This window comes from Lactobacillus sp. (assembly GCF_051873315.1).
Lineage (GTDB): Bacteria > Bacillota > Bacilli > Lactobacillales > Lactobacillaceae > Lactobacillus.
The window spans coordinates 1-7949 of sequence record NZ_JBJEES010000089.1; the positions used below are offsets into that span (position 1 = coordinate 1).

At 49.9% G+C, this 7949-nt stretch carries 7 protein-coding genes, 6 tRNA genes and 1 riboswitch; of the genes, 1 reads left to right on the forward strand and 12 read right to left on the reverse strand.

What is annotated here, in order from left to right:
• Positions 1-188 precede the first annotated feature (188 nt).
• The 11 genes from ribH to ACI32D_RS05300 form a co-directional block, all read right to left on the reverse strand.
• Positions 189-653 (reverse strand): 6,7-dimethyl-8-ribityllumazine synthase, encoded by a 465-nt coding sequence (gene ribH, locus ACI32D_RS05250; RefSeq protein ID WP_439775566.1) that lies wholly within the window; start codon positions 651-653, stop codon positions 189-191.
• A gap of 12 nt (positions 654-665) precedes the next feature.
• Complete coding sequence (gene ribB / locus ACI32D_RS05255; RefSeq protein WP_439775567.1) at positions 666-1844, reverse strand: 3,4-dihydroxy-2-butanone-4-phosphate synthase; 1179 nt, start codon at positions 1842-1844, stop codon at positions 666-668.
• A gap of 19 nt (positions 1845-1863) precedes the next feature.
• On the reverse strand, positions 1864-2478 hold the full coding sequence (locus ACI32D_RS05260; RefSeq protein WP_439775568.1) for a riboflavin synthase: 615 nt from the start codon (positions 2476-2478) through the stop codon (positions 1864-1866).
• Positions 2471-3526, reverse strand: a complete 1056-nt coding sequence (ribD, locus tag ACI32D_RS05265) for a bifunctional diaminohydroxyphosphoribosylaminopyrimidine deaminase/5-amino-6-(5-phosphoribosylamino)uracil reductase RibD (RefSeq protein ID WP_439775569.1) — start codon at positions 3524-3526, stop codon at positions 2471-2473. The genes ACI32D_RS05260 and ribD overlap by 8 nt, the downstream gene beginning before the upstream one ends.
• A gap of 118 nt (positions 3527-3644) precedes the next feature.
• Positions 3645-3763: riboswitch (FMN riboswitch) on the reverse strand.
• 68 nt (positions 3764-3831) lie between these two features.
• Positions 3832-4161, reverse strand: coding sequence for a hypothetical protein (locus ACI32D_RS05270; protein WP_439775570.1), 330 nt, complete (start codon positions 4159-4161; stop codon positions 3832-3834).
• Between the two features lie 130 nt (positions 4162-4291).
• Positions 4292-4365 (reverse strand) — tRNA-Asp (locus ACI32D_RS05275).
• Between the two features lie 3 nt (positions 4366-4368).
• Positions 4369-4441, reverse strand: a tRNA-Val gene (locus tag ACI32D_RS05280).
• 2 nt (positions 4442-4443) lie between these two features.
• Positions 4444-4517: transfer RNA gene (locus ACI32D_RS05285), tRNA-Arg, on the reverse strand.
• Between the two features lie 29 nt (positions 4518-4546).
• Positions 4547-4618 (reverse strand) — tRNA-Gly (locus ACI32D_RS05290).
• A 13-nt stretch (positions 4619-4631) separates the two neighbouring features.
• Positions 4632-4705: transfer RNA gene (locus ACI32D_RS05295), tRNA-Pro, on the reverse strand.
• 3 nt (positions 4706-4708) lie between these two features.
• Positions 4709-4781, reverse strand: a tRNA-Asn gene (locus ACI32D_RS05300).
• Positions 4782-5310: 529 nt separating this feature from the next.
• Here ACI32D_RS05300 and asnB point away from each other — a divergent pair.
• Positions 5311-6903: an asparagine synthase B gene (gene asnB / locus ACI32D_RS05305; RefSeq protein ID WP_439775571.1), complete on the forward strand. Its 1593-nt coding sequence runs from the start codon at positions 5311-5313 to the stop codon at positions 6901-6903.
• Between the two features lie 41 nt (positions 6904-6944).
• Here the strand turns inward: asnB and ACI32D_RS05310 are convergent, their stop codons facing one another.
• Entirely contained in the window at positions 6945-7820 is an 876-nt protein-coding gene (locus tag ACI32D_RS05310) for a TrmH family RNA methyltransferase (RefSeq protein WP_439775572.1), read from the reverse strand.
• Positions 7821-7949: the final 129 nt, after the last annotated feature.

Sequence of the window (7949 nt, forward strand, 5' to 3'; positions counted from 1 at the left end):
GGCTGCTGCCTTAGCCTTGAGCTTGCTGACAGCAAACTGACAAATACGCCCTTTCAGGAGGCTCATTCATCAACCATCTTTTCTGTCATTCGCATACGCCCTTTCTTTAAGGTTCGTTACGATATTCGAAAGTACTTTCTCTACTTAGGATAATAGCACAAAAGTTAAGCGCTTGCAAGTTTTGGGGTTTAGCCGATTTTTTCCTGCAGGCTCATCATTTCCAGCAGGCTCTGGGCAGTCGCGCTCCCTTCGTTGCCGACCTTGAGGCCTGATCTTTGCAGGGCCTGGTCGATATTCTCCGTCGTCAGCATGCCAAAAGTTACCGGCACCTTGCCAGCCAGGTTCAACTCCATGACCGCGCTGGTTACGTTGTTGATGATCATCGCGTAGTGGTCGGTTTCGCCCTTGATCACCGCCCCCAAAGTCATGATCCCGTCATACTTGCCGGAATCGACCAGCTTTTTTGCCGTGAAGCCAATTTCAAAAGCCCCCGGCACCCAGTAAGTGTCAATATCTTCTTTCTTGATCCCAAACTTAAGCAAAGTCTCTGCCGCGCCGGTCGCCAGGCTCTTGGTTACCAGCTCGTTGAAGCGGGACACCACGATCGCTACCTTGCCGTGTACCTGCATAAAATCGCCTTGAATTACTGCCATCTTTTTCCCTCACTATAAACTGACTAACATGTGCTTGAAGCGGTCCCGCTTGGTTTCCAGATATCTGCGGTCCTCATCCGTCGCCGCCACTTCCAGGGGCAGGCGGTCTGTAATTTCCACCCCGGCCTCTTCCAATTGCTTGATCTTGTCTGGATTGTTCGTCAAAAGCTTAACCCGCTTGATCCCCAAATCCTTGATCATTCTGGCGGCCACGTCATACTTTCGCTCATCTGGAGCAAAGCCCAAAAGCAGGTTGGCGTCATAAGTATCATGCCCCTGGTCCTGCAAGGCATAAGCCCGGAGCTTGTTGGTCAGGCCGATTCCCCGTCCTTCTTGGTTGAGGTAGAGGATAACCCCGGTCCCTTTTTCTTCAATCCGCCGCATGGCCTGGTGGAGCTGGTGGCCGCAGTCGCAGCGCTTGGAGCCGAAGACGTCCCCGGTCAGGCACTTTGAGTGAATCCGCAGCATTACCGGCTCATTTTTAGCAATATCGCCTTTCTTAAGCACCAGGTTGCCATTGCCGTAATCCTTGATTTCAAAATTTCCGTAGTCAGTTGGCAAGTTTACGAATTCTGAGCGGCTACTCGCGAAACTTCTGCAGTACTCCTGCAGGTCGGCGATCGTGAAGTATGGCAGATCGTATTCCTTGGCGATTTCTTTCAGTTCCGGCCGGCGGGCCATGTGCCCGTCTTCTTTCAAGATTTCGCAGATGTAGGCCACTTCTGCTTCACCAGCCAGTCTGGCCAGGGTGACTGAAGCTTCCGTGTGCCCGTTTCTCTCCAAAACGCCCCCGTCCTTAGCGACCAGCGGGAAGCAGTGGCCTGGCTTGAAGAAGTCTTCCGGCTTAGAATCCGGGTCAGCCAAAGCCTTGATCGTGGTCGCTCGGTCGTAAGCTGAGATCCCTGTAGTCGTCGTCTTGTAGTCAACGCTGACGGTAAAAGCCGTCCCAAACGGGTCCGTGTTGTCCTGCCACATCTGTGGCAATTCCAGTCTTTCCGCGATCTCCCGGCCAATGCTGGTGCAGAGCAGGCCCCGGGCATGCTTGGTCATGAAGTTGATTTTTTCCGGAGTAACCTTGCTGCCCAAACCGATCATGTCCCCTTCGGCTTCCCGGTCTTCATCATCGGCCACGATTACCAGGCCGCCCTTCTTCATCCAGGCAATTGCATCTTGAATCTTTTTGACATCCATCTTTATTTCCTCGTGTTTTCTACTTGTCCAATTCATTTTTTAAAAAAGCTGCCAGATTGGCCTCCACGTACTTGCCCAGCACGTCAGTTTCCAGGTTGACCTGGCTTCCGACTTGTAGGCTGGCCAAATTTGTTTCATCTTGAGTGTGGGGGATCAAGCCAACTGAGAACCAGTCATCGCCAGTGTTCATCACCGTCAGGCTGGTCCCGTTAATCGCGACTGACCCTTGCGGGACGATCTGCTTTTTCAAGCGGTCCGGCAGGAAAAAGCGGAGTTCTAAGGCATTCTCGTTTTGCCGAATTCCTGTTACAGCAACCGTTTCATCAACGTGCCCGCTTACGATATGCCCTTCAAAGCGGCCACCTACCGGGACGCTGCGCTCCATGTTCACTTGGTCGCCCGCCTGCAGATTTTTGAAAGTCGTCTTGTCAAAAGTCTGCGGCATCATGGTTACCGTAAAGCTGTCTTTTGAAAAAGCCTCCACCGTCAGGCAGCAGCCGTTGACGGCGATTGAGTCGCCAATTTTTACCCCAGCCAGCTTTTCCGGGACCGTCTTGACCGTTAAAACGATCGTCTTGCCTTCCTGCTCCAGGCGCTGAATCCGGGCCTTGCCGCTTACCAAACCACTAAACATCCTTGATCCTCCCGTAGATTCTTACATCGTTGCCGACTTGCTCAGTTTGGACATCCTTTAAGTCCAGAGCTTCAGCCGGAACAGCTGCTTCAGTCCCCTGGCCCAAAAAGCGGGGAGCGACATAGCTGATCACGTCATTGACCAGGCCCGCAGCCAGCAGACTCTCTTGCAGCTGAGCGCCGCCTTCAGCGTAAATGCTCTGCACACCTTGGTCAGCCAGAATTTTGATGCTGGTCGAGATTTTTCCATCCGGCAGGGCAAAAATTCTGACATGCTCTGGAAAAGCCTGCTCCAAGAAAGCCGGATTTTCCGTCAAAATCCAGGTCTCAGCTCGTTTATCAGAAAATAAACGCAAATCCAAGTGATCAAGCAGCCGGCCCCGCCGGTCCAGCACAACTCTGACTGGCGGGTGAACCAGGTCCTCGCTGGTCAAAAGCAGAGGATCGTCGATGATCGCCGTTTCTGACCCAATCAAGACAGCCTGGTAACCAGCCCGTTCCTGGTGAACCCGGGTCCAGGCCTCAGCCCCAGTAATCGCGGTCCGCTCACCCTTTTTAGCCAGCATGTGGTCCAGGGTCACGGCCTGCTTCAAAGTCACGTAAGGCAGACCTGTTTGGTAAAAGTAGTTGTAGTGGTCATTCAGCTGACTTGCTTCTTTTGCTAAAAGACCAGTGCTTACTTCAAGACCTGCCTGCTTTAAAGCAGCGATACCCTTGCCCGTAACAAGAGAGTGGGGATCGGTCTCCCCGACCACCACCCGTTTGATCCCGCTATCAATAATCAGCTGGGTGCAGGGCGGCTGCTTGCCATAGTGGCAGCAAGGCTCTAAAGTCACGTAAATAGTGGAATTGGATAATTGTTCCGGAGTCAATTTGGAGATGGTATCACGTTCAGCATGGAAGCCGCCGTAACGGTGGTGGAAGCCAGTCGCCAGGACTTTGCCGTCCTTGACCAGGCAGCTGCCGACTCTTGGGTTGCGCCAGGTGGCATTGCCAGCCTTGCGGGCCACGGCAATCGCCAGACGCATGTAATCTTCATCTGATGCCATCCAATCACTCCTTTCATTGCACGAAAAAAGCCCCGAGGAAATCCTCGAGGCCTAATGATCGATATCAAAATTAAATAGTAGCATCGCCAAATAAGCGATACGACATGGCAAAAATTGTATCGTTCTGTCTCCCATCTAGACTTTAACTATCGGTACCCTCAATTGGGATTCAGCCGCATATAGCGGGTCGCGGACTTTACCGCCGGTCGGGAATTTCACCCTGCCCCGAAGAACATTATTCAATTCACATTTTTTATCTTACCTTCATGTGTAAGCACTGTCAAGCAGAAAACGATATTTTTTATCTAATCAGCCAGATTCATCACTATTGGATACAAATCAGGCATTTGATGAAGACTCAACCACTTTAATATATATAGGACATCCTGTCCTTCACCTGGCTCAGTACTGAATTTATCAGAGACTTCCGCGTTAAATGCTCTTTGGAAGTCCATTAGCGTCAAATCTGCAGTATTTTCAGCAGAATTAAGAACTTTAGCCGTAGCAAGAATTGCTTTTCCTTTAGCAGCTCCATCATGTATGCCGTAATTGTGCAAAACCAACGACATAGATACTGGATTATCGGTATCATCTTTTAAGTACAGCGCTATTTCATTCAAAATATCGTAAATCATGCTGAGATCATCGTTCATTTTAAAATACACCCAAAATAGAAAGCTTACGTTTTAGACTAAATTTAACCCAGCATCTGTTAAAAAGCAATAGAAACGAAAAAAGCAACGACCTAAGTCGCTGCTTTAATTACGGTCCATGCGGGATTTGAACCCGCGATCTCCTCCGTGACAGGGAGGCGAGATAGACCACTGCTCCAATGGACCATATGGAGGATACAGGGCTCGAACCTGTGACCCTCTGCTTGTAAGGCAGATGCTCTCCCAGCTGAGCTAATCCTCCAATGCACCCAGTAGGACTTGAACCTACAACCTTCTGATTCGTAGTCAGACACTCTATCCAGTTGCGCTATGGGTGCATTATTCAATTAAGCATCGCTTGATGCTAAGCGGAAGACGGGATTCGAACCCGCGACCCCCACCATGGCAAGGTGATGTTCTACCACTGAACTACTTCCGCGTATATCTCTTGATCGGGAAGACAGGATTTGAACCTGCGACCCCCTGGTCCCAAACCAGGTGCTCTACCAAACTGAGCCACTTCCCGGTACTCCGCCTGTCAGACTCGAACTGACGACATCCTGATTAACAGTCAAGCGCTCTACCAACTGAGCTAAGGCGGAATTTTCTTTTGCATCTCGGCGACGCAACAATTAATATTCTACAGGGCTTAGGGAAAATGTCAACACTTTTCGGAGAAAAAATCAAAATCTTTCTTGCAAGGCCTTTCTCACTTATCTTTTTAAAATTATTTTAATTCAGACTTGATTTTTCTCTCATTTGTTTTACAATAGATCTTAATTAAAAAAGCAAGCCATAAAAAGACGAGTAAAGGCGGGCAACCTCCAGTGAGCTGATGACAGTGGAAATTCAGCAGGCTCTGCCCTCCTTGAATAACACTTTTTCAGCTGCCAACCGAAAGGCTTCTGCCCAGTAGACTTGGCCGGTTCTGGTCCGTTACCGCCGGATGAGCATAACTGTGCTCAAGAAGCTGGCTCTATTGACAGAGCAATTTGGGTGGTACCGCGGAACAAAGCCTTTCGTCCCTGACTGGGGAGCGAAGGGCTTTTTCTTTGCTTGGCGACCCTTTTTTCGTTAAACAGCAATTTTTACTTGCTTAAATTATTTTTTGCTTAGAAAGAGGCAGCAAACATGTGCGGATTTTTAGCTATCGACTCCAAAGAATTTGACTTGAAAACCTTCGACGAAGCCCTGGTCAAGTGCCAAGACCGGGGGCCGGACATGACCAGGGTCTTTGATGAAAGAGACATAACTTTCGGTTTCAACCGCCTGGCCATCATGGACTTGACGGAAAGCGGGATGCAGCCTTTTGAAACCCTGGACTGCACCCTGGTCTGCAACGGGGAAATCTACAACTACCCGGAACTGAAAAAGAACCTGGAAACTGACTACGAATTTACTTCCAGCAGCGACTGCGAGGTTCTGATCCCCCTCTACCGCAAATACGGGATCGAGACGATGGTTAAAATGCTGGATGGGGAATTTGCCTTCGTCCTTTATGACCACCTCTCAAAGACAATTTACGCGGCTAGAGACATCATCGGCATCCGGCCCATGTTTTATGGCATTACCAAAAAAGAAGGCAAGATCGCTTTCGCTTCAACTGGCAAGAACCTGCTTGACCTCTGCAGCGAGATTCACCCCTTCCTGCCTGGCCACTACTATGATGGGGAAAAGATCGTCGCCTACCATGAGCCAGACCTTACGCCGAAGATGAGCACTGATGATTTTGAGGCCGCGACTCACAAGATTCATGACCTGTTGGTTGAATCAGTTGACCAGCGCCTGGCCTCAGACGCCCCAGTCGGCTACCTCCTTTCAGGAGGGCTTGACTCCTCCCTCGTCTGCTCTATCGCTGCCCGCCTGCAGCCTGACACCAAGATCAGAACTTTTGCCATTGGGATGGACCAAAACCCGATCGACCTTAAATATGCCCGGGAAGTGGCTGACTACCTGGGGACTGACCACACGGAATTCATTATGACCAGAGAAGATGTGCTGGGCGTTTTAAGAGAAGTCATCTACACTTTGGAAACTTGGGACATTACCACCATCCGGGCTTCAATCGGTATGTACATTCTTTGCAAGAAGATCCACGAAACGACTGACTTGAAGGTCATCTTGACTGGTGAATGCTCTGATGAGCTTTTTGGCTACAAGTACACTGACTTCGCTCCAAGCCCGGAAGAATTCCAAAAAGAAGCAGCCAAGCGCCTTAGAGAGCTCTATATGTACGACGTGCTGCGGGCTGACCGCTGCATTTCTGCCAACTCCTTGGAAGGCAGAGTACCCTTCGCTGACCGGGAATTCGTCGACTATGTCATGAGTGTTGACCCAGATCTCAAGATGAACCACTACCACAAGGGCAAGTACTTGCTCCGGAAGGCCTTTGAAGAAGGCGACTGGCTGCCCCGCGACATCCTTATGCGGGAAAAAGCAGCCTTCAGCGACGCCGTGGGCCACTCCATGGTAGATGACCTTAAGGAATACGCTGAAAGCAAGTACAGCGATGAAGACCTGGCAAAAGCCGGCGAAAAGTACCCATACCGGACTCCATTTACCAAGGAATCTCTTCTTTACCGGGATATTTTTGAAGAATTCTACCCTGGCAAGGCTGACTGGATCAAGGACTACTGGATGCCAAACAGAAGCTGGAAGAGCCTGGAAGGAGTTATGGATCCAAGTGCCCGGGTTCTCAGCAACTACGGGGCCAGTGGTGAATAAGGAAAAAAGAAAAATAAAATAAAAACAAAAAGGACTGGAAGCTAATCCAGTCCTTTTTTGACTTCCCAAAAGGCTAAAGCACTAGCAGCAGCAACATTTAAAGAGTCCACCCCTTCAGCCATCGGAATCTTGATCGTATAGTCGCTCTCAGCGATCGTTTGCGGCAACAAGCCTGGTCCTTCAGAACCCAGAATTACAGCCAGGCGATCTGCTTCTTTTAAGACCGGATCGTCGATATCAACCGTATTGTCTCTTAAAGCCATAGCCGCGGTCTTAAAGCCCAATTCCCGCAAGCTGGCCACGCCCTTTTCCCGCCAAAGGGTTTGATCCAGATAAGTCCAAGGTACTTGAAAGACCGTCCCCATGCTGACCCGGCCACTTCTCCGGTATAAAGGATCACTAGAGTCTGTCGTGATCAAGACCCCATCCATGCCTAGAGCGGCGGCTGAGCGGAAAATGGCCCCGACATTGGTCGGATTAACGACGCTCTCTAAGACCCCAACTCTGGCATGTTTGGGCAAAGCAGCGGCAAATTCAACCAGACTTGGCCGCTTTTTTCTTCTAAAAGCACAGATGGCGCCGCGAAGCAGATTATAGCCTGGCAGCTGGCGCAAAAGCTCTGATTTGGCAATAAAGATCGGAAAATCAGGCAAGTGATCGTGGTTAGCGGCCAGCTCCCGGTCAAAGTCTGCCAAATCACGTTCTAAGGCCTTTTCCTCCACCAGCATGGCGATTGGCTCATAGCCAGCCCTAATTGCCCGTTCGATTACTTTGGGACTCTCAGCGATGAAAATACCAGCTTCTGGCTCATAGTAGTGAAAGAGTTGGGCTTCATTGTAGTCCGTAAACAGCTTCAGTCTGGGATCATCAAATGCCTTAACTCTGATCAGATTATTTTCTCTGTCAATTCTGTCCATGTCTTTATATCTTTCTTCGTGCTTTTACCAGTGTACTTAATCTCTACACTCTCACCTATTTTACTATAGAAAACAAAAAGAGCCAGACTTCCGTCTGACTCTTGTCTCGCGCGGCAGCTTCCTATCCTC